The organism is Saccharibacillus kuerlensis DSM 22868 (assembly GCF_000378145.1).
Lineage (GTDB): Bacteria > Bacillota > Bacilli > Paenibacillales > Paenibacillaceae > Saccharibacillus > Saccharibacillus kuerlensis.
The window spans coordinates 1-23661 of the sequence record NZ_KB899282.1 but is presented as its reverse complement, the minus strand read 5'-3'; the positions used below and the strand labels follow the sequence as shown (position 1 = coordinate 23661).

Sequence of the window (23661 nt, the reverse complement as noted above, 5' to 3'; positions counted from 1 at the left end):
TCGTCAGAGGCCGACCTTCTTTTAATAGAAGATCGGCCTTTTTGCCATTTACAGAAGATTAACATGATACTGATACGGCTCTGATTGTTTCTCGTTAACATGGGTGGTGTGATGTGGGAACGGTCCCACACAGTGAGAAACGGAAGGCGGGAAGACGCAATGAAGCTTCTGGACACCGAAGGATGCGTAACGCCGGAAGAATCCCGGACGCATATCCGCATTCCTTTTGAATTGGGCGAGAACTGTGAACGGTTGAACCTGCGGTTTCAATATGCACCGAAAAAATTGGAGAACCGCGAGCGTGCGATTGCACTGCTTAAGGAGAGTTATGACTTATACATACTGCCGGAACATCGGGAATACGCAGCTGAACATACCGATCGGCATTTGCCTTTGAATAACCTGATTACTGTGTCTTTAGACGATGCCCGGGGATACCGCGGCGCATGTCATCGTCACGATCCGCTTCAGGAATTGTTCCTCTCGCGGCAAGAAGCGTCTCCCGGACTGATGGCCGGCGAGCTGACTGCGGGATCGTGGAGCGTGACGCTCAGTCTGCACTGCATCGTTACAGAAATCTGCGATTACCGACTGCAGATCTGGGCATCGGAAAAGGAGGAATCGGCATGACCTGGTTCGCCTGCGAACTGCATACGCATACGCTGCACAGCGACGGCAGACAGACATTAGGGGAATTGGCCGCAGGAGCAGCCGGACTCGGATTCGATGTCATTGCGCTGACCGATCACAATACAATGTCTGGTCTGGTTGGCAAAGAAGAGATTGAACAAGAACACGGGCTGACCATTATTCCGGGTATGGAATGGACGACTTTCTACGGTCACATGGTGACGATCGGGCTGAGCGAGTTTGCCGATTGGCGGCAGGCAGGTTTGGACGATATCGATCAGGGGATCGCAGAGGTGCACCGGCTCGGCGGCATCGCGGGTCTGGCCCATCCGTTTCGTATCGGCAGCCCCGCCTGCACCGGATGCTTCTGGGAATACAAGATCGATGACTGGAACGCGGTCGATTATATCGAAGTCTGGTCCGGCACGTTCCCATCGATTCAGACGAACAACCGGCGGGCTTTCGATCTGTGGACGGACAAGCTGAACGAAGGTTATCGGATCGCAGCCACTTCGGGACGCGATTGGCATGAACAGAAGGAGACGGACGAGCCAATATCCGTGACTTATCTGGAGATTGACGAGGAAACGGCAGACGGCAAAAAGGCAGGCGGTAGCAGGACAGATAGTGGAAGCAAAGAGACGCCTGCCGGAAACGGAAGCTGCGCTGCAGAAAAGGCGCGGGACACGGAATCGGAAAAGAATGCAGCAGACGGCTTCGCTGCATCTGTCTCTCTGGAAGACCGCTTGATCCAAGCGCTGCGCGAAGGTCGTGCATCTGTAACGATCGGGCCACTGCTGACTATGAAGCTTAATGCCGGCGGCGAAAGCTATCGAATCGGATCTGTCGTTCCGGCAGCGGGTCAGGCAGAGGAACACAGCGGGACGACCGCGGCAGCGAACGAACTGATCTCGGTCGACCTGCTGCTGGACTTCTCGGTACGTGCCGGATTATGGTCGCTGCCCGAGCAGACGTTCAAGCTGAAGCTGCAATCCAATCTGGGCGAAGAGCTGAGTCTGGATGTGCCTGTACCTGTCTCGGCGGAAGCGGAGGAGTCGGCTTCAGATCATGGCGGTCATATCAAGACCGAAACTCAGAATCAGGCACAGCAAATGAGGCTTGAAGCCAAACTGCCACATCCCACCGACAAGCTTTCCCGCAAGTGGCTGCGCGCCGAACTATGGGGTCATATGCGCGGCGTTTATGTGAGAATTGCTTTTACCAACGCGATCTATTTCGAATATGAGGAAGGAGCAACAAGCCGATGAGATCATTCCCGCTGATTACCGCACATACCGGCTGTATGGGTCATTCCGCACATTCGCTTGAATCGCTGTGCGCCGCACTGAAGCTCGGTGCGGACGTGTACGAGGACGACATTCGACTTACCCGGGACGGGGTACCTGTGCTGGCTCATGACGACGAAGTGCTGTTGAGCAGCGGACGCCATGGCAGCCTGGCAGAGATGACATTGGAAGAGTTGAAGCACGCTTCCGTTTCTCCGATTCTGGAGCTTGCCTACGTGCTGACTTGGATTCGCACAACGGGGAAGACCATGAACCTCGATATGAAAACGGACGATGCGCTTGAACCGACATACGATTTGGTCCGCCGCATGGAGATGGAAGATAGAGTCTTCCTCAGCGGCTGCGGATACGAGCGTGCGGCATTGGCGCAGCGGATGGGGAGCGATATTCGAAAGCTGCTTAATGTGGATATCGAAAGTTTCAGAACGTTGAGCTACGAGGAAGCCGTTCAGCACGCATGTGTAGAGGCGAAAGTGGCCGGGTGTTTTGGCATTAACGTGCCTTATCAGGCTGTTCAGCCCAAGATGTTTAAGAACGCAAAGCGATATAATCTGGACGTTTACGTCTGGACGGTTGCGGAATCGGAAGACATGAAGCGTCTGGCACAATGGGGAGTCAATTCGATCACCACGCGGGACCCGGCGGCTCTGATAGCCGTCCGGGAAGAAATGAACCAGGCAGAGGAGATTATGGAGTGGAGACCAAGCTGAATTACAGTTTGCGGGAGCTGGCACAGCTGGCCGGCGTATCGAAATCAACGGCTTCGCGGGTCATCTCCGGCAACGGTTACGCAAGTCCTGACGTCCGGGAACGTGTGCTCAAAGCAGCAGAGAAGCTTCATTACAGACCCAGTGCTGTCGCCCGTGCGATGGTGGCCAAGCGGACCCACAACATCGGAGTGATTGTGTTCCGTGACAAACTGCCAATCGTTTCGCATACTTTGTACGGGAAAATTATCGACGAAATTCTGATGGCCGCAGAAGGATTAGGCTACTCTATTTTTCTGAAAACCGACCGTGAGATGTCATTTCGCTCTATGGATTACATGCTGGAACAGCGGGTAGACGGATTGATTCTGGTCAGCCGACTGCGCAAGAACGTGATTGATTACGTCAAAAAATTCAATATTCCTTACGTGATGGTCAACGGTTCGACAGAAGATCCCGATGTGGTGCATCTCGTGAGCAACGATGAAGTCGGCGGGGAACGGGCGGCAGAGCATCTGTACGCATGCGGACACCGACGGTTCTGGATTAACGCCGGACCAGGTGAACATCGAAGCCATTCGCTGCGGCTGAGCGGATTTTGCAGACGGTTGGAGCAGTTGGGCATTCCCTGCGGCGCGGAGCCTGATCAAGAACCAGATGACAGCATTCGAAATGGCAAAGACAGTGTCCGAAATGACGAAGGCTATGTCCGGATCGCAAAGTCGCCGGAATCAAGCTTCGACTTCGGCAGAAAGCTGATGGAGAAACATTACGAGGAATTCCGCAGAGGCGGTTACAGCGCTTTGTTCAGCACCAACGATATGCTCGCGCTCGGTGCGATGAAAGTACTGCTGGAGCACGGCGTATCCGTACCGGAGGAAGTCGCGGTCATGGGGTATGACAATACGGACCCGGCGAGGATGTATCATCCGTCGCTGACGACCGTAAGTGTAGACGCAGCCGGCATCGGCCGTGACGCGGTGGCGATTCTGGACAAGCTGATCGGCGGCGAAGAAGGTGTACCGAGGCTAATCGAATACGAGAGTGAAGTGATCGTTCGTCAATCGACGAAATGCAAGGAAGACATGCAGGAGTGAACTTAGGAGTGAAGCGTAAGGAAGAAGCTCAAGTATAAAGCTCAAGTATGAAGCTCAAGGATTAAACGTAGGAATGAAGCTCAAGGATTAGGCTTAGGAATGAAACGCAAGGAGGAAGAATCATGCTCTGGTACTGGAAACATGTAGGCTCCCGACGGATTATCGAATTTGTCCTGCTGACTGTGTTTGCCGTTTTTTTCGCAGGTCCGCTGCTCAATCTGCTGGTGTTGGCTTTCAGTGAAAGGTGGAATTACCCGAATGCGCTGCCTCAGCAGTGGGGGATGAAATGGTGGGACTTTGTATTGGCAAAAGACGATATCGTCTCATCAATTTCCTTGTCATTCTTGATTGCGACCCTGGTCACCCTGCTGTCTATCGTAATCTGCATTCCTGCAGCTTACGCGTTTGCAAGACTCCAGTTTCCATTGAAGCGGATGTTCTTGTTCTCGTTTCTGCTGACGCATGCTTTTCCGAAAATGGGTCTCTATGTCTCGATCGCCGTGCTGTTCTATCAGATCGGACTGATGAATACGCTGCTCGGCGTTGTGCTGATCCATATGATCAACGTGCTGATGTTCATGACGTGGATTCCGACTTCCGCTTTCCGCAGCATTCACCGGGCTCAGGAAGAGTCGGCGCGGGATGTCGGTGCCAGTCCGTTCAAAGTGTTCCGCAGCATTACGCTGCCGATGGCGATGCCGGGCATCACGGTCGCTTCGATCTTCACGTTCCTGAATTCGCTCGATGAAGCACAGGGAACGTTCCTGGTGGGCATTCCCGATTTCAAAACGATGCCGATCGTCATGTACTCCATCATTTCCGATTTCCCAAGCAGCGCGGGCGCGGTGTTCTCCATTATTCTGACGCTGCCGACCATCATTCTGCTGGTTGCCGCGCAGCGGCTGGTCAGTGCGGATGTGCTGGCAAGCGGCTTCCAAGTGAAATAAGTGAGCAGATTACGCAATAGGAGGCAGAACCATGCAATTGTCCGTACGCAAATTAAGCAAGCGCTACAAGACCGGTGACGGAGTCAGCGGCATCAATATCGATATCGAAAAAGGCGAACTGGTCACCCTTCTCGGTCCTTCGGGCTGCGGAAAAACGACCGTACTGCGCAGCATCGGGGGATTTCTGGAACCTGATTCTGGCGATATCCTGATCGAAGGCAAAAGCGTCATTCAGCTGCCTCCGGAAAAGCGGCCAACTTCGATGGTGTTCCAGAGTTATAATCTGTGGTCGCATATGTCTGTCTACGACAATCTGGCGTTCGGTCTGAAAATTCGCAAAAAGCCGAAAGCGGAAATTCGCGCGGCGGTAGACGATGTGCTTAAGCTGGTCCGCCTTTCAGGTTTTGAGAAAAAGTACCCGGCTGAATTGTCTGGCGGTCAGCAGCAGCGTGTCGCACTGGCCCGGTCGCTGCTGCTCAATCCGGCGGTGCTGCTGCTGGACGAGCCGTTCTCCGCACTCGATGCCAAGCTGCGGCACGAGATGCGCGAAGAGCTGAGGGAGATCCAGATGAAGACAGGACTGACTATGGTTTTCGTCACGCATGATCAGGAAGAAGCGCTGTCGCTCTCCGACCGGATCATCGTCATGAACCACGGTCATATCGAACAAATCGCGGAGCCGCACAAGATCTACGATGAGCCCGCTTCATTATATGTCGCCAGCTTTATCGGTAAGATGAATTTCTTGGAGGGGGTGGCGGAAGAAGAAGGCATCCGGATCGGAGGTCTTCGGCTGCCGAATGAACGGAAAGAGAGAGGCCCGGTAACGGCGGCCGTTCGGCCGGAAGACGTACAGATCGACAGTATGGCGGCAGGCGAGGACAGAAAGGACAAAGAGGACAGACTGACAGGCCGGATCAAACAGGTGATGATTTTGGGGCATTACGCCGAAGTGACCGTAGAGCTGAACGGATTCGGCATCATTCGAGCTTTTCAGAGCAAGGAAGCTGTACAGCAGCTGCATGCAGGCCAAGAAGTCGGCGTCTCGATGACCAAATGGACCGTATTCCCGAACAACCAAACGAACTGAGGAGATGATCATGATGTCTTTTAAGAAGCCTATGCTCAAGAAACCTATGTTCAAAATGCCGGTATTCAAAAAACCATTGTTTACCCTATTAGGTGTGGCCGGATTGTCGATGTCCCTGCTCGCCGGATGCGGCAGCGGCGGTGACACCAGCGCTTCCGCTCAAAGCGGATCGGGGCAAGGAAAAGCCGCAGCAGTGGGCGAGACCACGTCGTTTAACTTCTACTTTACAGGCTCGCAGAATGTTAAGGATCTGTGGGATACGCTGAAGCCGATGTTCGAAGAAGAGCATCCGGAGATCGACGTAAACATGGTTTACATTCCGTCGGGTACCGGCGCTGAGCCAACCTATGACCGGATCAAAGCCGCTAAGCAGGCCGGTAAAGGTTCAGGCGATATCGATCTGTACGAAGACAGCATTACATATGTCGCGCAGGGGACCAAAGACGGGATCTGGTCGCAGGTCAGCGAGAGCGATATTCCGAATCTAAGCAACGTCAGCGCCGATACGATGAAGGATGTGGACAACTATGCAATTCCGTACCGTTCATCGGCCGTTGTGCTTGCCTATGACAGCACCAAAGTAAGCAGTCCGCCGACTACGCTGGACGAGCTGCTGAGCTGGATCAAAGCCAATCCGGAGCAGTTTGCCTACAATGACCCTTCTACAGGCGGATCGGGCAGCTCGTTTGTCCAGACGATCGTCTACAAAGACCTTCCGGAAGAAGACATTCACAACTCCGATCCTTCCGTTATGGAGAAGTGGGAGTCCGGCTTCAACACGCTGAAGGAGATCGGGCCGTTCGTTTACGGACAAGGCATTTACCCGAAAAAGAACCAAGGTACGCTCGATCTGCTGATGAACGGCGAAGTATCCATCATTCCGGCTTGGTCGGACATGGTACTGCAGCAGCTGAACGAAGGACTGCTGCCGGACACGATCAAGATGCAGCAGATTACACCGGGCTTCAACGGCGGTCCGACTTACTTGATGGTTAACGGCGAATCGACGAAGAAAGAAGCGATCAACGAGTTCCTAAACTTCGTGCTGTCGCCGGAAGCACAGGCGGTAATCGTAGAGAAGATGAACGGCTTCCCGGGCATCGAGCTGTCCAACATGCCGCAGGAGATGCAGGACAAGTTCGACGGCGTAGCCGACGGCTTCCGTACGTTCAACATCGGGGATCTGGGCACCGAAATCAATAAACGCTGGCAGAGCGACGTCGCCGCGCAATGAGTTCCAAAAGCTTAATTGATGCGGGCAAAGTGTCCGGAAGAAAAACGATCAGCCCGGAAACGAAGCAGTCGCTTCTGGGCTTGGCGATGGTTCTCCCCTCCTTCGCCATTCTGCTGGTCGTCGTCATTATCCCGATCATTCAGTCCTTCTTCCTCAGCTTAAGCAACGGCGAGGGAGGATATGATCTCAGTCGTTACACGTATTTGTTCACCGACAAAGGCATGCGCAGCAATATTATCTTTACCCTTCGGGTGACGGTGATTACCTGCGTGCTGGTGATGCTGGTCAGCTATTCTCTGGCGATCTACATGCGTTTCAACCAGGGACCCATTGTCAATCTGATTCGCAAAACGTACATGATCCCGTTGTTCATTCCCGGCGTTATTGCAACGTACGGGCTGATCAATCTGCTCGGGAACCACGGTTGGCTGGCCCGGCTGATCGGTCTCGTCGGACTTGAACTGCCGCGCATTATTTTCGATCAAAAAGGGATCATTATCGCGAACCTATGGTTCAATATCCCGTTCACGACGATGCTGCTCAGCTCCGCGCTGGCCGGTATCCCGTCTTCCGTGATCGAAAGCGCAAAAGACGTCGGTGTCGGACGGCTGACGCTGTTCACAAAATTCATTTTCCCGCTGTCGTACAAGACTTTCCTGGTCGCGATCACCTTCGTCTTCATGGGCGTTATCGGTTCGTTCACCGCTCCATACCTGATCGGCCCGAATTCCCCGCAGATGCTGGGCGTATCGATGCAGCAGGTATTCAGCGTATTCCAGGAAAGAGAACAAGCTGCGGCAATTGCGTTCTTCTCGTTCTTGCTCTGCTCCGTATTGGGTGCGTTCTATATTCGCTCGATGGCGGAGGAAGAGAAAGCGAAGATGTGAGTGGTGGTTGAGGGTTTTTCTAAAACGCAAGGTGTGTAATGAGGTTTTTTTGAAAACATGAGTTTTGAGTTAAGACGTGTTCTGAAGGTATGAGGTATGAGATAAGGCGTGCTCTTATGTGGAGCACGCTTTTTTGTTTTGGGTGGGGAAGGGGAGTTCTCTACGGCAGGCGGCCTTTTTGGTGAGGTATGGGTTGGTTTTGTGGTGAGGTATGGGTTGGGTTTGTGGTGAGGTATGGGTTGGGTTTGTGGTGAGGTATGGGCTGGGTTTGTGGTGGGGTATGGGTCGGGTTTGTGGTGGGGTATGGGTCGGGTTTACGGTGGGGTATGGGTCGGGTTTGTGGTGAGGTATGGGCTGGGTTTATGTGGGGTATGGGCTGGGTTTGTGGTGGGGTATGGGTCGGGTTGGTAGTGAGGTATAGGCTGGTCTCGAGTCGACTGGTTGGCTTATGTTGTCGGAAAGGCAGTATAAGGGCTTTAATTTGCTGATTTTTAGTTTGATTTGGGGTTTACGCTACCGAAGCGTCAACGTAACGTTGCGAGCCGAAGTTGCATAAAGTGCAGTATTCTTGTGCTCGGAGTGTCACTTTGCAGCTCGAAGTTGTGCAAATGCGGTATTCTTGTGCTCGGAGTATCGCTTTGCAGCTCGAAGTTGCATAAAGTGCAGTATTCTTGTGCTCGGAGTGTCACTTTGCAGCTCGAAGTTGCACAAAATGCAGCATTCTTGTGCTTCGAGTGTCACTTTGCAGCTCAAAGTTGTACAAAATGCAGCATTTTATGTACTGGAATAACGAAAATAAGGATAATCAGCTCATAATGTTGTATAAAATGCAGCTTGAGGCCTCTAATCGACTCTTTTTTGAGCAAAATATTGTATGAAGTACAACTTGTATCCTCGCAGCTTGCAGCTTGTATCATTGAAGTTTATACTGTCCCAGCTGATAACGTCGAAGTATGCATTATAAAGGCTTAAACCATCTTAGTTTGTAGTTTGCATCATCAAATTCGTACTATCGCAGTTTGTACTATCGCAGTTTGTACTATCGTAGTTTGCACCATCGCAGTCTGAGTCTACACTATCGCAGTTTGTATCACTGGAGCTTACACTTTCTAGACTTTTTGAATAGCTTAACAGGCTCTTTATTAACAGAGGTTGAGTTCTTGCTGCAAAAGAATAAGAGCCTGTGCGACTGATGCCAAGTAGCGTTTATAGTGCCCAAACTCCGCTTACAGAGCTTCGATTAATTTCAAATAATGCGCTCGGAGCTCCTCCCGGAGGTGCTCCGGCTCCAGAATCTTGATCGCGCTCCCGAAGGAAGCGAGATAAGAGACGATAAAGTCTGTCTCCCGCGGCTCGTAGCAGCCGGAAAAGAGCAGCCGGTCGTCTCGTTCCGCCGCTTCGCTTAGCGCCATAGACGGATAGAGTCTGCGCCGCAGCCTCGCCGCGGCTTCGGGCGCGACCAAGCAGCGGAAGGGAATCGCTTCCGCCGAAGGCTTGCGAAGCGTATGCGCGCTGCGCAGGTCGAAAGCGCTCAGCTCTTCAATGGGTTCGTCGGCGGCAACCTCCGCCGACAGCACACGATCGCAGCGGAATACGCGATAATCCTGCTTGTCCAGATCGTACGCGCGGCAGTACCAGAAGCCGCGCGCCGCATAAACGGCAAAAGGCTGGATGCGGCGGACGGAGGGGGGGAACGCCCTGCTTTTTGGCAGATGATCGCCTGGTTCCCCGCTCAGCTCCCTACTCAGCTCTCCGATTGCTTCCCCGCTCGGTTCCCTGCCCGGCTCTCCGATCGCTTCCCCAATCATCCCCACGCCGGACCCTCCGATCGGCCCCCCGATCATTTCCCCGCCCGGCTCCCAGGTCTGTCTGCGCGCCGCATACGTAATTTTCAGTACTTTTCCTTGCACGGCGGCTTGCAGCAGATCCTCCAAATGTTCGCCTGCCTCGACGGATTCGTCGGAATAGAAAGCGATCCGATGCCGAAACCGCTCAATCTGTTCGCGCTGCTGCTCCGACACCACATCGAGGAACTTGGCATGGATTGAATCAAACGACACACGGAAAGCATCACCTGATACCCCGCGCAGACTCTGCATGGCAAAATACATCGCCAGCACTTCTCCGGTCGTGAACGACACGGGCGGCAGCGAAGCCGTTTCCAGCACGCGATAGCCTCCGTTTCTTCCGCGGTCCGCGTACAGCGGTATCCCGATCTCTTCCAGCGAGACGATATCCCGCAGCGCGGTGCTGCGCGAGATGCCGAATTCGTCCATCAACTCTCCCAGTGTGAAGCGTCGTTTCCGATAGGCGTATCGCTGGAGCCGGTTCAGCCGTTCGGCTTTATTCATAGGTATCTCCTCCGTCGCAAAGTTTAGGCATAAAAGGGTTCATAAACTGGCACCTTATCGGCTTATGCTGCAAGTGTAACTCACATTTGAAGGAGGACCAACTATGAAAATAAACGAAAGCGGAAACGATGCCGTGCAGACGGAAGTTATCCCATTCCTCTCGCTGAACGGCCGGGCGGCGGAAGCGATCGATTTTTACGAACAGGTAATGAACGCCGAAGTCCTGCTAAAAGTCAGCTACGAAGAGATGGCGAAGATGGACGATACGTTCCGGTTCGAGGAGGGGCAGGCCCGTTACATCACCCATTCCGTGTTGAGAATCGGCGCAAGCAAACTGATGATCGCGGAGGAGGAGGCGGACAGTACCCGGTCGTGGAGCGCAGGTAACCATTTTTCGCTGTGCATCCAATCACGCGACTATGAAGCAATCGCCAGTCTGTACGAAAGGCTGGCCGGCGACGAACGGACGACGGTTCTAGTGCCGCTGGCGGCCAACTCGTTCAGCAGCGGCTACGGTGCAGTGCGGGACCCGTTCGGCGTTGTGTTCCAATTTACGGCGACTTGGCACGAATTTTGATCATTTGTATCGACATGCAACCAAACGATCGCTAAGCAGGCTGCCGGGAAATCGGCAGCCTTTTTGCGTAGTACAACAAATTTCGACATTTTTCTACTTTATCTCTCATTTTGCCGAGAAGAACTGCCGATAGAGAGAGTAACTTTCAAAGCCAAGCATTTTGCATGCGTTCGCTTCCTTCGCGGCCCCATAGAATGAATTTTCAGATAAAGGAGTTGTACGCATGGAGATCAGATCTTTTCTTACGACAAACCAAGACACGAATAAAGCTTTTCAAGAAATCAAATCCAAGCTTTCCCCGCAGGCGAAAGCCGTAATTTTCTTTGCGAGCACCGTGTATGACTTCCAAGGGTTAAGTACGCTGTTTCGGGAGGCTTTCCCGAACGCCGAAGTGCTCGGACTGACGACAGTCGGCGAGATCGGCCCTCTGGGCTTTTCCGAAAACGGCTTGTCTGCCATGAGCTTTTCCGGTTCGCTCCAAGCTAAAGGCGTCCTGATCGAAGATATCGTCAAATATCCGATTTTTTACCGGGACAACCTGGTAGATGCGGCCCGACAGATTGGAATCGATGCCGGCAGCGCTTTTCCCGAACGGGAAGGCCTCGGACTTGTTTTTCCGAACGGCCTGATTGGAGCGGAAGAAAAAATGCTGTCTGTTGTCAATTCCGTCTTCGCGCGCGAAGGATTTTCTCTGTTCGGAGGAACGGCGGGCGACGACGCCAAGTTTGAGAAAACCCAAGTTTCTTATCAGGGCAGCGTGTCCCATACCGGCGGTCTCGTGCTTTTTATTAAGCCGGATACGGCATTCCATATTGCTAAAGAAAATATTTTTTCCACGACGGGCCAAAAAATGAAAATTACGAAAGCCGATGCAGGCGCCCGTATTGTCTATGAGTTCAACGGACGTTCGGCGGCGTCGGAATATGCCCGTCTGCTCGGGGTGTCGGCAGGGGAACTGAGCCGCTTCTTCATGACAAATCCGCTCGGGAGGGTCGTGAATGAAGAAGTCTTTATCGCTTCCCCGTTCGAAGTGCTGCCCGGTGGAGGGGTTAAATTCTACTGCCAGCTGTTCGAAGGCATGACCGTCGACGTCCTGGCCCCCAAAGATCCCGTCGCGACGATGCGGCAAACGGTAGAGGCATTCCAGGGCCGCTTTTCCCGTCTGGACGGGGTGCTGGCTGTCAACTGCATCCTGCGCAAGTTTCAGTTCCATAACGATAGGTTGTTTCCTGCGCTTAACAGTCATTTGGAGAAGCTTCCCAATCTGGGCGGGTTTTGCAGCTACGGCGAACAATTAAACCGAACGCAGTTGAATCAGACGCTTGTCCTGCTCGGATTCGGCACGCTCAGACAGGGGGAATCGGCATGAATCCATTAAGCATTCTGTTATCCATGAAGGAGAAGCGGGGACTTTCGGGACGGCAAAAAGAAGAGTTTTTGGAGACTTTGCACGGTTTGTCGGAAGCCGAGTATGCCAACGTCGTCAAATCGCTTGCCGACCTGATCGGACTGTTGGATCAAGCGACTTCTAAAAATTCGGCCAAAGACAGCGAGCTTATGGATCAGGTGGGGCTGCTCAAAGCCGATATGGCGGAACAAAACGGCCGTCTTAACCGCTCCGTCGAAAGTATTCGTCAAATCGTGGACCGGACCGAGGACGTCACGTTCATTACGCACGAAGTCGAGCAGCAGAGCGGGCAAAATTATAACGTCATTGTCGAAGGCGGAGAAAGCGTGGACGCGCTGAGCGGCGAGATTGACTCGCTGAAAGCGATTTTCGCCCAGTTTCGCGCGTCTATCCGGATGCTCAAAAGCGAAGTGTCTTCCATTTCGAATTTTGCGTCCACGATTCAAGAGATCGCGAACCAAACGAATCTGCTGGCTTTGAACGCCAGCATCGAAGCGGCCCGGGCCGGGGAGCAGGGCAGAGGCTTCGCGGTGGTCGCCCAGGAAGTGCGCAAGCTGGCCGACCAAAGCAAAACGGCCCTGCTCGAGATCGACGGAAAAGTCAAAGAAGTCACGATGAACGTCGACGATCTGGATCGGGAATTCGAGCGCAAGACTTCGGCTATCGACGAAGTCATCGATACGTCGAACCGGACCCGGGACGTTTTCGTGCGAATTTTGAGGACCGAAGAAGAGTTAAGGGGCAGCATGTCCCGAATCAAGGTAGCCAACGACCACATCGTATCCGATTTGTCGGAGTTTTCCGCTTCTTTGGAACAAGTGCTTCAGGGATTTCTTCAGAGCGATCGGCGCATCGGGCATCTGTATCAGCTGTCGCAGGACAAGTTCACGTTTTCGACGGAAACGTTTGCTTATACGTCGCAGCTTCGCGACTTGGCGAACGCGCTGCGTGATCGCCGGCTGTAGAGCTTAAGGCAATTCTCATGCCGATGGAAAATACGAAGTCCGGATAGGCTGCCTGCTTATCCGTAATGCGCGAAAAGGCCTGTTCCTATAGGAACAGGCCTTTTCTTTATGCAGGAAAGACAGAGGAAACGAAGCTTGGGTCTAAAGTGTGGGAGTATGGTCGGATTGCCGCAGCTGGTGGATCGGCTGGAGAAAATCCGTTTGATTACCTGATTACCTGATTACCTGATTACCTGATTACCTGATTACCTGATTACCTGATTACTCGATTATCCGATTTTCTGTCCCGCAGCCCAGACGCCGCGCAGATCGAGCTCCTCGTCCAGCAGCACGAGATCGGCGCGCTTGCCCTGCTCGATCGAACCCGTCTTCTCATAGATGCCGGCCTGCCGGGCCGGGGCGGCGCTGGCCGCATGGGATGCGCGTTCTACGCTGAGATCCGCCTGACGGACGAGGAAGCGGAAGCCCTCGATCATCGTCAAGCGGCTTCCGGCAAGTGCGCCGCCCTGCGTCAGAGCGACGCCGCCTTCGACCTTCACAGGCAGGTCGCCGAGGAAATAATCGCCGTCGCCAAGGCCGGCGGCGGACATGGCGTCGGTGACGAGGACGAGATTACCGTCCGTCTTCACCTTCGCCAGCAGCTTCACCGCGCCGGGATGGACGTGAATCCCGTCCGCAATAATCTCGGCCGTGATCTCATCACTGCCGAGCACGGCTCCAGCCGCGCCGGGCCCGCGATGATGCAGCGGCGTCATCGCGTTAAACGTATGCACGGCATGGTTCAGGCCGGCACCTACGGCCGCCTGCACCTCCTCATAGCTCGCGTCGGTATGCCCGAGCGCCGCCGTTCTGCCGTTCGCTCTCAGCCATGCGATCGTCTCCAGCGCGCCTTCGCGCTCCGGCGCCAGCGTCAGCTGGCGGATCAGTCCCGGGAAGCGGGCTTCCCAGTCCTCCAGCCAGTCTGTTCGCGGCTGCGAGATGTGATCCGGGTTCTGCGCCCCCGGCCACTTCGGGCTGATAAACGGCCCTTCCAAATGCACACCCTCGATGCTCGCGCCAGGCGATGTCCCACTGTGCATACGGTCGTCCACCCCACTTCCGCTGTCCGTCCCGCGCCCGCCGTTCGCGCCGATGTCCCTGCCCGGCATTCCGCTCTGCTGTCTATGACGATAAGCCCAGACAGCTTCCAATACGCCGTCGATCATGTCGTGCGTCGCCGTCATGGTCGTCGCCAGCATCGACGTCGAACCGTGCGAGCCGTGGAACTTGGCGATCGTCTCCAGCACGCCGGGTTTCCCGGCGTCCATGAAGTCTTCGCCCATACCGCCGTGGACATGAATGTCCACGAACCCCGGCAGCAGCCAGCCTCCGGCGGCGTCAACGATCTGTTCGCAGCTATCCGTCCTGCTGCCTTGCGTCCGGTGCGGATCGCTCTTGGCTGCTCTGTGTCCGGCGGCGTCAACGATCTGTTCGCTGCCATCCGTCTTGCTGCCTTGCGTCCGGTGCAGATCGCTCTCGGCTGCTCTGTGTCCGGCTGCTTCAACAACCTGTTCGTCTTTGCCTTTTGCCGCCGAACCGCCTTGCCCGTTTCCTACAACCGAAACGGCCTGCCCCTCAGCGTCTTCCACCGACACAATCCGTCCGTCCGCCACCACGCACGTCCCGCCGTCAATCACGCCATCCGGCGTCACAATCTTCGCGTTGATGAAGCGCAGGTTCCTGCTGCCGCCTTCAGCCCCGGCCGGTCGTTCCGCAGCGGCCGCAAGTTCTTCCGCCTTTGTTGCCGAGTGGCTCTCCTCTGGCACTTCGATATTCAACTCCAACTGCTGCACTTGTTCGCCGTCTTCTGGCACAGGGTCGTTCCCATCCAGTGCGGCATTGTCTTTCCAGTCCGCACTCAAACTTTCATTTGCTTCTGCATTCAAGTCGCCTTTCCAGTCCGCACTCAAACTTTCATTTGCTCCCGTATTCAAGTCGTCTTTCCAACCTTCACTCAGACTTTCATTCGTATCCGTATTCAGGTTTTCACTTAACCTTTTACTCAAGCCTTTATCCAACCTTCTATCCAACCCTTCATTCAAGTTCTTGTCCGCACCGCTCTTTTTTTCCTCCTGCCCGCCGCTCATTTCGCCCACGCTCCGGCTGCCTCATCCATCAGCACGACCAGATTCGGATGCAGCTGCAGCAGCGAAGCCGGGCACTGCGTCGTGATCGGACCGGTCAGTGCCTGCCGCGCAATATCCGCTTTGGCTGCGCCGCGAACGACAAGCATGATCTGAGCCGCCTTCATAATACCCGCTACGCCCATCGTGATCGCTTGCTTCGGCACATCATCCTGCGAATTGAAAAAGCGCGCATTTGCCTCACGAGTCTGCTGCTGCAAAGTCGCCGCATGCGTACCGGGAATCAGTTCGTCATCCGGTTCGTTGAATCCGATATGACCGTTGTGCCCCAGTCCCAGCAGCTGCAGATCAATCCGGTCGTCTTCGATCATGGCGTCGTAGTAGGCACATTCCTGCTCCAAATCTTTGGCCAGCCCGTTCGGAACATGCGTATTCGCGGGATCGATATCCACCCGATCAAACAGATGCGTATTCATAAAGCAGCGGTAGCTGGCCGGATGACTGCCCGACAATCCGACGTACTCGTCAAGATTGTAAGAGCGGGCTTTGGCAAAACTCACGCTTCCGCTTTCATACAGCTTGACCAGTTCCGCGTAAATGCCGATCGGCGTGCTGCCCGTCGCAAGACCCAGTACAGATCTCGGGTTAGACTGCAGCAGGCTGGCGATCAGGCCGGCACCGGCCCGGTTCAAGTCTTCCTCACTTCGAAACGTCAACAGATTCATGATTTGGCACCTCCGGATGAATTGAGATACTGACGAACGTTATGATAGGATTGCTCCAGCATAGGGACATATTGTTCAAAACCTTCGCTCACGATTCCTGTAAACAAAATATCGATCACATGAAGCTGTGCAATTCGGGATGTCATCGCCCCGCGCCGCACCCCTTCCTCCAGCGACGAGGTAAACAGACGAATATCTGCAACGTCCGGAAGAGGGCTTGTACCGTAGCGGGTCAGCGACAGCGTCAGCGCTCCGGCGTCTTTGGCACATTGAAGGGCGGCGATGGTCTCCGGCGTTTCCCCGGAGTATGAGATCGCCAGCGCCACATCACCTTCGTTCAGCGTTGAAGCGGACGTGATCTGCATATGCGAGTCGGCGAACGCCGTACAGCTTTTGCCGATACGGATCAGCTTCTGATACAGATCCTGCGCCACGATCGACGATGTGCCCATGCCATACAGATCGATGCGCTGCGCACTGCCAAGTGCCGCAACAGCTTGCTCCAGCGCTTCGGGATCGAGCAGCCGGGTCGTATCGGTGATGGAGGCCAGATGGTTCGCTTCGATCGCACGCACAATTTCCTTCAGCGGCCGTCCGGCGACGATATCCTGATACGTGCCCGCTTCGGACGGACGCGACAGCTCGCCGATCAGGCGCATTTTAAAATCGGGAAAGCCTTTAAAACGCAGCGACTTGCAAAAACGGGTCACCGTAGCCGGACTGGTTCCGCAGGCGGACGCCAATTCCGTAATCCCCAGGCGCTGGACGTGCTCGGGTGCTTCCAAAATGTACTGTCCCAGCCGTTTTTCCTGAGGGGAGAAGCGGTCCAGACTTTCTTTGATCAGCAGCAGCGTAGCGGACATGATTCGACTCCTTTGTAAGCATTGGGATTAGAAAACTAAAAAACTGATCTAAAATGGAAGAAATCAAAATGGAAGAAATAAAGTAAAGAAGGTATGAAAAATATTTTTAATGATTAAACATATAAAAGGAAAAATATTTTCTTTTATTCATCATAAACGAAGAGCCGGCGGGAGACAAGTTAATCGAAAAATAGGAGTCTAAGCGGTACGTCTTCCGTTATAATGAGGCTAAATGCAGTATATACATAAACTTCAAATTGCTTCATTTTTAACATTCTCGACGTTCGACCGCTTCATTATAAAGCCGAAACATAAAGCCGAAACATAGAGCCAAAACGAGGCTTAAGCGTTGAAAAAGTTTCTACTCAAAAAGCCGGTGAGTTTGCATGCCCGCTCTAAAGCGCCGCCTAGTTCATGGGAACGACGAAAAAGTTTTTGCGCTGCCCTTAATCCACAGTAAACGGAGGGAACGATAATGACACAGCCGCGTAATCCCAAAGTCGATGCTTTTCTGGAACGCGAAGAGAGATGGAGAGAAGAGTTCGTGAAGCTCAGAAGCCTGGCGTTGAACACCGAAATGACGGAAGAACTGAAATGGGGTCAGCCCTGCTACACGATTAACGGCGGCAACGTGCTGCTGATTCACGGATTTAAAGAGTACTGCGCCATTCTGTTCATCAAAGGAGCGCTGCTGCAGGACAACGAACGCATGCTGATCCAGCAGACGCAGAAAGTCCAGGCGGGCCGGCAGCTTCGGTTTGAAAATGTGCGGGAGATTGAGGACAGGCAGGGGGAGATCGAAGCGTATATGCGCGAAGCGATTGAGATCGAAAAAGCGGGACTCAAAGTCGAACTCAAATCGAGCGAAGAATTTGCCGTGCCGGAAGAACTTGAGACAAGATTCGCCAGCGACGCTGCGTTAAAAGAAGCTTTCGAAGGTCTGACCCCCGGACGGCAGCGAGCCTATCTTCTGCATTTTCTCGAGCCCAAGCAGTCCAAGACCCGGGTAGCAAGAATCGACAAGCACGCGCCGCGTATAATGGAAGGGAAAGGGTTGAACGATCGATAACTATGGAAGGAAAAGGGTTAAACGATCGATAACTGTTGACGGTTAAACGGTAACCGCTGATTGTTGACCGCTAACTGTTGATTACTGACTGTTAGTGAAGAGTTTTTTAAAAGGGAGGATACATTATGGTACAATCGCTTATTTTTGATATGGACGGAACGCTTTTTCAGACGGACAAAATCTTGGAGATTTCGCTGGAAGAAGCGTTTGATCATCTAAGGTCGCTGGGGGAATGGGAAGGAGAGACGCCGATCGGCAGGTATCGCGAGATTATGGGGGTGCCGCTGCCGCAGGTCTGGGCGACGCTGCTGCCGGATCATTCTCTTGCGCTGCGGAAGGAGGTCGACGCTTATTTTTTGGACAGACTGATAGGGAACATTAATGAAGGGGAAGGCGCCTTGTATCCCGGTGTGGAGGAAGTTTTGGAGAGTTTAAAAGAAAACGGCCGCTCTATCTACATCGCAAGCAACGGCCTAGTTCACTACCTGCGCGCTATCGTAGATCATTATGGTCTGGATCGCTGGGTCACGGAAGTGTTCAGCATCCAGCAGATCGAATCGTTGAACAAATCGGATCTCGTCCGAACAATCGTCAACAAATACGGAATTACGGATGGAGCGGTCGTGGGAGATCGTTTGTCGGATATTCGTGCGGCCAAAGACAACGGTCTGCTGGCGATCGGATGCCGATTCGACTTCGCACAGGAAGCGGAATTGGCGCAGGCGGATCTGGTGATCGACGATCTGCATGCATTGAAAACGATCGTGCTTCAGACAAACGTTAACGTTTAAAAGGATCGCTGAGCGGTCACGAGCGGCTCTTGATGAATAGCTTTGAATGGCTGCGGGAGAAATTCGTTAGCTGATGCTCACGATGTGCCTCTCTTCACTGAGAATTGTACTTTCTCGACATGTTGAGCTTTCTATAGGAACCTCCCTAAGAACAGCATTCTGCGATCCGTTCGATAAATTCGCTATATGGTCCGCCAATTCAACTGTTCTAAAAAAGCATAAACGTCCGCAAACACTTCTGCCTGCTCCGGTCCCAATGTCAGAATATGTCCGGACTGTGGGTATACTTTGTATGTGCTGCGCGGATTCCTCACCGTGTCGTATATAGCGCTCGCGCTGTCCAAATACAGCGGACTGTCCAGCCCACCCTGCATAACGGCAACCGGCGCGTCGATCTCCTTCAGCCGTTCCCCGGTTTCCGAAATCAGGTCCTGCAGCAGGTTTAGCCGGTCGCGGGGAAGACTCGGCAGCTGTTCAAGTTCGGTCTGCACGGATTCCGAGCTTTTGCCTTCGAAGGTCTTGTACTGCCGGGCATAGCTGAGCACACGCTGGAACAGATCATCGGCGCTCTTGCCGCGGATCGGGGCGCACATGGACACGACACCGGCGACGGGGTAGTCCATGCCGAGCCGCAGCGCGAACACGGCTCCCTGCGACACGCCTGCCACCGCGATTTCGGTATAGCCTTCCGCGACCAGCAGACGGTACCCATCCTCGGCGTCCCGCCACCAGTTTTCCGGCGAAAGGTCCAGCAGGTCTTCGGCCGTGCCTCCGTGTCCGGTATAGAGCGGGGCGTGGCAGGTATATCCTCGTTCGTTCAGGTAACGGCCCAGTTTGCGCACGTCCGCGGGATTACCGGTAAACCCGTGCAGCAGCAGAACGGCTCGTTTTCCGGCTGGGTATAGAAAAGGCTGCGGCAGAACCATTTTCATGAATTTCACTCCGATTCGATAAAAGTTGGGTGAGTTTGAAGAGACGTGAGTTTGAATGAGATTGGACCAGTTGAATGGGCTTGAACGAGTTTGAATCAAGTACAGTTTCTCTCTATATCTAACCATACATATGCGCTGCTTTAAAGTTGAGAAGTGTTCGGAACATCCGTTAGAATAAGAGAGATACATACGTTCAGGACGTTTGCGCAAGCGTATCGGTGACCGTTACCGCCGTTTACGCAAACGCCTTCAAACTCAAGGGGGCTGCTATGTTTAAGACCGTGCTCGGAAGATTCAAAGTGATCGGATATCTCGAAGGGTTGTCGTTCCTGCTGCTGCTTCTGGTGGCGATGCCGCTCAAATACGCTGCAGGCATGGATATGGCGGTGACGATCGTGGGCGGGGCGCATGGTGCGCTGTTTGTCCTGTATATTTTGGCGGCCTGGCATGCGTTTATCGCGCTGAAATGGAACTTGAAAAAGCTGCTCTGGGCGCTAGTCGCTTCCGTACTTCCGGCAGGAACATTCGTGTTCGAATCGTATCTGAAAAAGGAAATCCAAGCCGGACGAGCCTACGCGACACCGGAAGAAGCGGATCGGGGATAATTGGATAAGAGATGAGCGCCGAAAGACTCGGGGCCTTGAGATGGACTTCCATCTGAAGGCCCTTTTTTCATTTAAAAAACCAGATTTCCAATAATTCCAAAGGATGATAAACTGAGGAGGCAAGCAGGATGAGGATTGAGTTGATGTACCGGGATGACAGGAATATTGGAGTGAAATTGGAGCGTTACGGCTCTGAACAATTAGTGGGGATTCGCTCCGTAACGGGACGCAAATGGGTACAGGAAGAAAAAGTGTGGACAATTCCGTACAGCATTTCGGCTCTGGAGCTGCTGCTTGAAGCGTATCCGCTTGACTGCTTTGAGTGCGACGAACGTTTGAGTCAGCAGGACCCTTATCTCTCGGATCGGCTGAAGCGGCATAGGGAAAAGCAGCTTGAGCGAGAAGGTTCTACAGCAGACGAATTATGGGACTCCAATCGCAGGCAGGAATTGCAGGATGCGTTAAAGGCAAGAGGGTACAGCAGTAAGACGATAAAAGCTTATACGTCGCAGATTAGGCGTTTTTTTGAAAAGAGTCCCGAAACGGAAACGGAAATTAATGATGTCACTGTGCAAAAATATGCGCTATCGCTGTTAGAAAAGGGTCGATCGCATGCTTATGTCAATCAGGCGATTAGCGCGTTGAAATTTTATTTTCGTTATGTACGGAAGCAGCCCAAGTCGAGCGGATATATCCGACCGAAAAAAGAAAGCAAGCTGCCGGATGTGCTTTCTCTCGGAGAAGTGGTTAGGCTGCTGAAAAGCGTGGACAACCTAAAGCACAAAGCGATTCTGTATTTGACTTACACGTCGGGATTGCGGGTAAGCGAGGTGGTACGTCTTCGTCCGGAAGATTGCGATCGGGAACGGAATACAGTCAAAGTCCGTCAGGGAAAAGGCCGGAAAGATCGCCAAACCCTGCTCTCCGAGATGGCCGTTAGCGTGCTGGAGCGATACATAAAGTTGGAAAAACCGACGACATGGCTGTTTCCAGGACAACGGGAAGGCCGTCATCTGACAGAACGCTCGGCCCAGAAGGTTTTTGCAAAGGCACTGCTGCAGGCAGGGATTCGCAAAGAGGTAAGCATTCACTCGTTAAGACATTCCTTTGCCACTCATCTGCTGGAGAATGGAATTGATCTTCGTTACATTCAAGAGCTGCTTGGACATCAAAGCGTGCGGACAACAGAGCGGTATACACATGTGAGTAGGAGAGATATTGGGAAGATACAGAGTCCACTGGATCGGATTGGAGGACTTGAGGATTCGGAGTAAGCGGGGGAGTTCGGGAATACCACACAAGAAGTGAATTACATGAAGTTCGGGAATATCGCATAGTGAGGGGATTTACGAAGTTCGTAAATAAGACGTTATAAGAAACCACCTAATTTAATAACAATAAATATCTAATTCATTATATAAGGAGTTAGTAAATGAAAAAAACAATGAAAATATTAATTACATTAAGTGTTATTGTATTTCTCTGGATTTCTCTGACAGCAAGTACAAGTGAAGTAGTTGCAATAAAAGAAGTAAGTTCAAATGAAATGGTTATAGAGACAATGACCAAGGAAATTAAAACAATAAAAGTACGTAGTAATTTAGCTAATATAATAGATGAAAATAGAAAGTATCATGATAGCTACCATATAAAATACAGAAAAAACATATGGGGAAAACCAAAATTATTAGAGATAGAACCAATGAAAGATAACAATAGATAATTTGTTAGAAACTCTATGAAGTCGGTGGCATCTTATAACATAATATTCACGCTACGGACATACGTCCTTGGTCCGGCATTCGCCGGACACTCGACATACGTCGAGTCGTGAATACAGGAACGTTATCTGAAATTCAATAAAAACGGAGGAACAAGCAAATGAAACGTTTTAATTTCAGCATGCTTTTAAGTTCAATCATACTAGGGGCGTCACTTATTATAGGGTGTGTATTGATTCAAAAAGAATTAAATGTTCAAGAAACAGAAGTTCCAAAAGAAACAAAAAATGAACCTAAGGTATTGATGAATATGGAAGAAACGGCAGAATATCTGGGTTTGACTGAACAACAGGTAAAAGAAATTATAAAAACTGAGAATCGTGAACTTAGTGAAACAGGCAGCTTTATTGGAGTGATGTTTCCTTATATAAAAATTGATGATGAGATTTTGATAAGTAGAGATCGTCTTAAAGAATGGGTAAAAGAATCAACTACACAAAGGAATGAATATGAAAGTGGATCTTAAAAGCATTGAACTTCAGATAACATAATATTCACGCTGCGGACATCCGTCCTTGGCCCGGCATTCGCCGGGCACTCGACATGCGTCGAGTCGTGAATACAGGAACGTTAGGTGAAATTGCTGAAGAGCTAAGTATGGAGGTTATTCATGAAGCTTACATCAATACATAAAAGAACTAGAGGAATGAGAAAGAAAGCAAGAAATTTGACTTCATGGGCAGACCATCATAAGAAACTTAATATCGATTCTTTGATTAACCACCATAAAGAACACGTGAAAATTTGGATCTATCCATTTTATCATTTGTATCGCATCACCTCTAACAAGGTTGGAAAGAAAAACCCAAAGTATCGATTCAGAAAACAAGTCTTTTATCAATTAATTGAAATCTATCTAGCTTGGCAAGAAGAGGTTGATCAATTAGATCAACCTTACTATTTAAAAATTTGGTTAGGTGATCCGGAATTCATGGATTCTCAAGTCGTGGCTGCGATTGACTCGGAAATTGAATATTATAATGGGCTTTTTAAAGTCAATGAAACTGACAAAGATTTTCCATTTAGAATCCAGCATCCACTTATCGGTCAGTTCAAGTGGGAGAGATGTTGGAATGGTTATTATGTGTGGGAAAGCGACTTAAGTACAACAGAAGAAATTAATAAGGTACGACATCAAGCACTTGAAATAAATGAGTACATCATAGATGGAAAAACAGAGAAATCATATTTTATTCCTACAGGAGACATGTGGATTGGGAGTATTCAAAGAAGCAGCAACATCACCTAACATAATATTCACGCTGCGGGCATACGCCCTTGGCCCGGCATTCGCCGGCGACCCAGCATACGCTGGGTCGTGAATACAGGAACGTTATCGGAAATCAGACAAAGAGACTATGAAAAATGAAAAGAGTGAAGTTTACTTTATGGGTTTAGCTATAAGTTTCAAATTACAAAAAATTATAGATGGCAAAGCGATTTATAACTATGGTTTGAACTTCAATAATTTCGAAGGGGAAATAGAAATAGATTTAAGTGAAACAAGTAACTCTTTAACAGAAGATGAGAATCGAGCAAAAATCAAAGCAATCTTAATTACTCCTTGTAATG

24 protein-coding genes are annotated in these 23661 nt (G+C 51.8%); 19 read left to right on the top strand and 5 right to left on the bottom strand.

The window, feature by feature from the left end; all coding sequences use genetic code 11:
- Positions 1-159 precede the first annotated feature (159 nt).
- From F456_RS0108515 to F456_RS0108480, 8 genes are all read left to right on the top strand, one after another.
- Entirely contained in the window at positions 160-630 is a 471-nt protein-coding gene (locus F456_RS0108515) for a hypothetical protein (protein WP_018976592.1), read from the top strand.
- On the top strand, positions 627-1898 hold the full coding sequence (locus F456_RS0108510) for a CehA/McbA family metallohydrolase (protein WP_018976591.1): 1272 nt from the start codon (positions 627-629) through the stop codon (positions 1896-1898). Before F456_RS0108515 ends, F456_RS0108510 begins: the two co-directional genes overlap by 4 nt.
- Positions 1895-2647: a glycerophosphodiester phosphodiesterase gene (locus F456_RS0108505; protein WP_018976590.1), complete on the top strand. Its 753-nt coding sequence runs from the start codon at positions 1895-1897 to the stop codon at positions 2645-2647. Before F456_RS0108510 ends, F456_RS0108505 begins: the two co-directional genes overlap by 4 nt.
- Entirely contained in the window at positions 2632-3741 is a 1110-nt protein-coding gene (locus F456_RS0108500; protein WP_018976589.1) for a LacI family DNA-binding transcriptional regulator, read from the top strand. Before F456_RS0108505 ends, F456_RS0108500 begins: the two co-directional genes overlap by 16 nt.
- Positions 3742-3863: 122 nt before the next feature.
- Entirely contained in the window at positions 3864-4688 is an 825-nt protein-coding gene (locus F456_RS0108495; RefSeq protein ID WP_018976588.1) for an ABC transporter permease, read from the top strand.
- 31 nt (positions 4689-4719) lie between these two features.
- Positions 4720-5778 carry an ABC transporter ATP-binding protein gene (locus F456_RS0108490; RefSeq protein ID WP_018976587.1) on the top strand — a complete coding sequence of 353 codons (1059 nt, stop codon included), beginning with the start codon at positions 4720-4722 and terminating at the stop codon, positions 5776-5778.
- Between the two features lie 13 nt (positions 5779-5791).
- On the top strand, positions 5792-7012 hold the full coding sequence (locus F456_RS0108485) for an extracellular solute-binding protein (protein WP_018976586.1): 1221 nt from the start codon (positions 5792-5794) through the stop codon (positions 7010-7012).
- A complete protein-coding gene (locus F456_RS0108480; protein WP_018976585.1) occupies positions 7009-7899 on the top strand; it encodes an ABC transporter permease in 891 nt (296 codons plus the stop codon). The genes F456_RS0108485 and F456_RS0108480 overlap by 4 nt, the downstream gene beginning before the upstream one ends.
- Before the next feature lie 1226 nt (positions 7900-9125).
- Here the strand turns inward: F456_RS0108480 and F456_RS23960 are convergent.
- On the bottom strand, positions 9126-10250 hold the full coding sequence (locus F456_RS23960) for a helix-turn-helix transcriptional regulator (RefSeq protein ID WP_018976584.1): 1125 nt from the start codon (positions 10248-10250) through the stop codon (positions 9126-9128).
- A gap of 103 nt (positions 10251-10353) precedes the next feature.
- On the opposite strand from F456_RS23960, the gene F456_RS0108470 reads away from it, so the two are divergent.
- The 3 genes from F456_RS0108470 (at position 10354) to F456_RS0108460 (ending at position 13200) form a co-directional block, all read left to right on the top strand.
- Positions 10354-10827 carry a VOC family protein gene (locus F456_RS0108470; RefSeq protein ID WP_018976583.1) on the top strand — a complete coding sequence of 158 codons (474 nt, stop codon included), beginning with the start codon at positions 10354-10356 and terminating at the stop codon, positions 10825-10827.
- 223 nt (positions 10828-11050) lie between these two features.
- Positions 11051-12196, top strand: a complete 1146-nt coding sequence (locus tag F456_RS0108465; protein WP_018976582.1) for an FIST signal transduction protein — start codon at positions 11051-11053, stop codon at positions 12194-12196.
- Entirely contained in the window at positions 12193-13200 is a 1008-nt protein-coding gene (locus tag F456_RS0108460) for a methyl-accepting chemotaxis protein (protein ID WP_018976581.1), read from the top strand. The genes F456_RS0108465 and F456_RS0108460 overlap by 4 nt, the downstream gene beginning before the upstream one ends.
- Positions 13201-13469: 269 nt before the next feature.
- Here the strand turns inward: F456_RS0108460 and nagA are convergent, their stop codons facing one another.
- From nagA to F456_RS0108445, 3 genes are all read right to left on the bottom strand, one after another.
- On the bottom strand, positions 13470-14585 hold the full coding sequence (gene nagA, locus F456_RS24765) for an N-acetylglucosamine-6-phosphate deacetylase (RefSeq protein WP_229675711.1): 1116 nt from the start codon (positions 14583-14585) through the stop codon (positions 13470-13472).
- A 737-nt stretch (positions 14586-15322) separates the two neighbouring features.
- On the bottom strand, positions 15323-16048 hold the full coding sequence (nagB, locus tag F456_RS0108450) for a glucosamine-6-phosphate deaminase (RefSeq protein ID WP_018976579.1): 726 nt from the start codon (positions 16046-16048) through the stop codon (positions 15323-15325).
- A complete protein-coding gene (locus F456_RS0108445) occupies positions 16045-16911 on the bottom strand; it encodes a MurR/RpiR family transcriptional regulator (RefSeq protein ID WP_018976578.1) in 867 nt (288 codons plus the stop codon). The genes nagB and F456_RS0108445 overlap by 4 nt, the downstream gene beginning before the upstream one ends.
- A 475-nt stretch (positions 16912-17386) precedes the next feature.
- Here F456_RS0108445 and F456_RS0108440 point away from each other — a divergent pair, with 475 nt between their 5' ends.
- The gene (locus F456_RS0108440) at positions 17387-17980 is read left to right on the top strand and encodes a YdeI/OmpD-associated family protein (protein WP_018976577.1); all 594 of its coding nucleotides are present in this window, start codon (positions 17387-17389) and stop codon (positions 17978-17980) included.
- Between the two features lie 125 nt (positions 17981-18105).
- Positions 18106-18771 carry an HAD family hydrolase gene (locus tag F456_RS0108435; RefSeq protein WP_018976576.1) on the top strand — a complete coding sequence of 222 codons (666 nt, stop codon included), beginning with the start codon at positions 18106-18108 and terminating at the stop codon, positions 18769-18771.
- A 182-nt stretch (positions 18772-18953) separates the two neighbouring features.
- On the opposite strand, the gene F456_RS0108430 is transcribed toward F456_RS0108435, so the two are convergent.
- Positions 18954-19703 (bottom strand): alpha/beta hydrolase, encoded by a 750-nt coding sequence (locus F456_RS0108430; RefSeq protein ID WP_018976575.1) that lies wholly within the window; start codon positions 19701-19703, stop codon positions 18954-18956.
- Positions 19704-19972: 269 nt separating this feature from the next.
- Here F456_RS0108430 and F456_RS0108425 point away from each other — a divergent pair, with 269 nt between their 5' ends.
- From F456_RS0108425 to F456_RS22120, 6 genes are all read left to right on the top strand, one after another.
- The gene (locus F456_RS0108425) at positions 19973-20308 is read left to right on the top strand and encodes a DUF3817 domain-containing protein (protein ID WP_018976574.1); all 336 of its coding nucleotides are present in this window, start codon (positions 19973-19975) and stop codon (positions 20306-20308) included.
- 128 nt (positions 20309-20436) lie between these two features.
- On the top strand, positions 20437-21582 hold the full coding sequence (gene xerA, locus F456_RS0108420; RefSeq protein WP_018976573.1) for a site-specific tyrosine recombinase/integron integrase: 1146 nt from the start codon (positions 20437-20439) through the stop codon (positions 21580-21582).
- Between the two features lie 158 nt (positions 21583-21740).
- Positions 21741-22031, top strand: a complete 291-nt coding sequence (locus F456_RS0108415; protein WP_018976572.1) for a hypothetical protein — start codon at positions 21741-21743, stop codon at positions 22029-22031.
- 158 nt (positions 22032-22189) lie between these two features.
- Positions 22190-22555, top strand: a complete 366-nt coding sequence (locus F456_RS0108410) for a hypothetical protein (protein ID WP_018976571.1) — start codon at positions 22190-22192, stop codon at positions 22553-22555.
- A gap of 144 nt (positions 22556-22699) precedes the next feature.
- Positions 22700-23338 carry a hypothetical protein gene (locus F456_RS23530; RefSeq protein ID WP_018976570.1) on the top strand — a complete coding sequence of 213 codons (639 nt, stop codon included), beginning with the start codon at positions 22700-22702 and terminating at the stop codon, positions 23336-23338.
- 109 nt (positions 23339-23447) lie between these two features.
- Positions 23448-23661, top strand: a 214-nt coding sequence (locus tag F456_RS22120; protein ID WP_040925084.1) for a hypothetical protein, incomplete at its 3' end; no start/stop codon positions are given.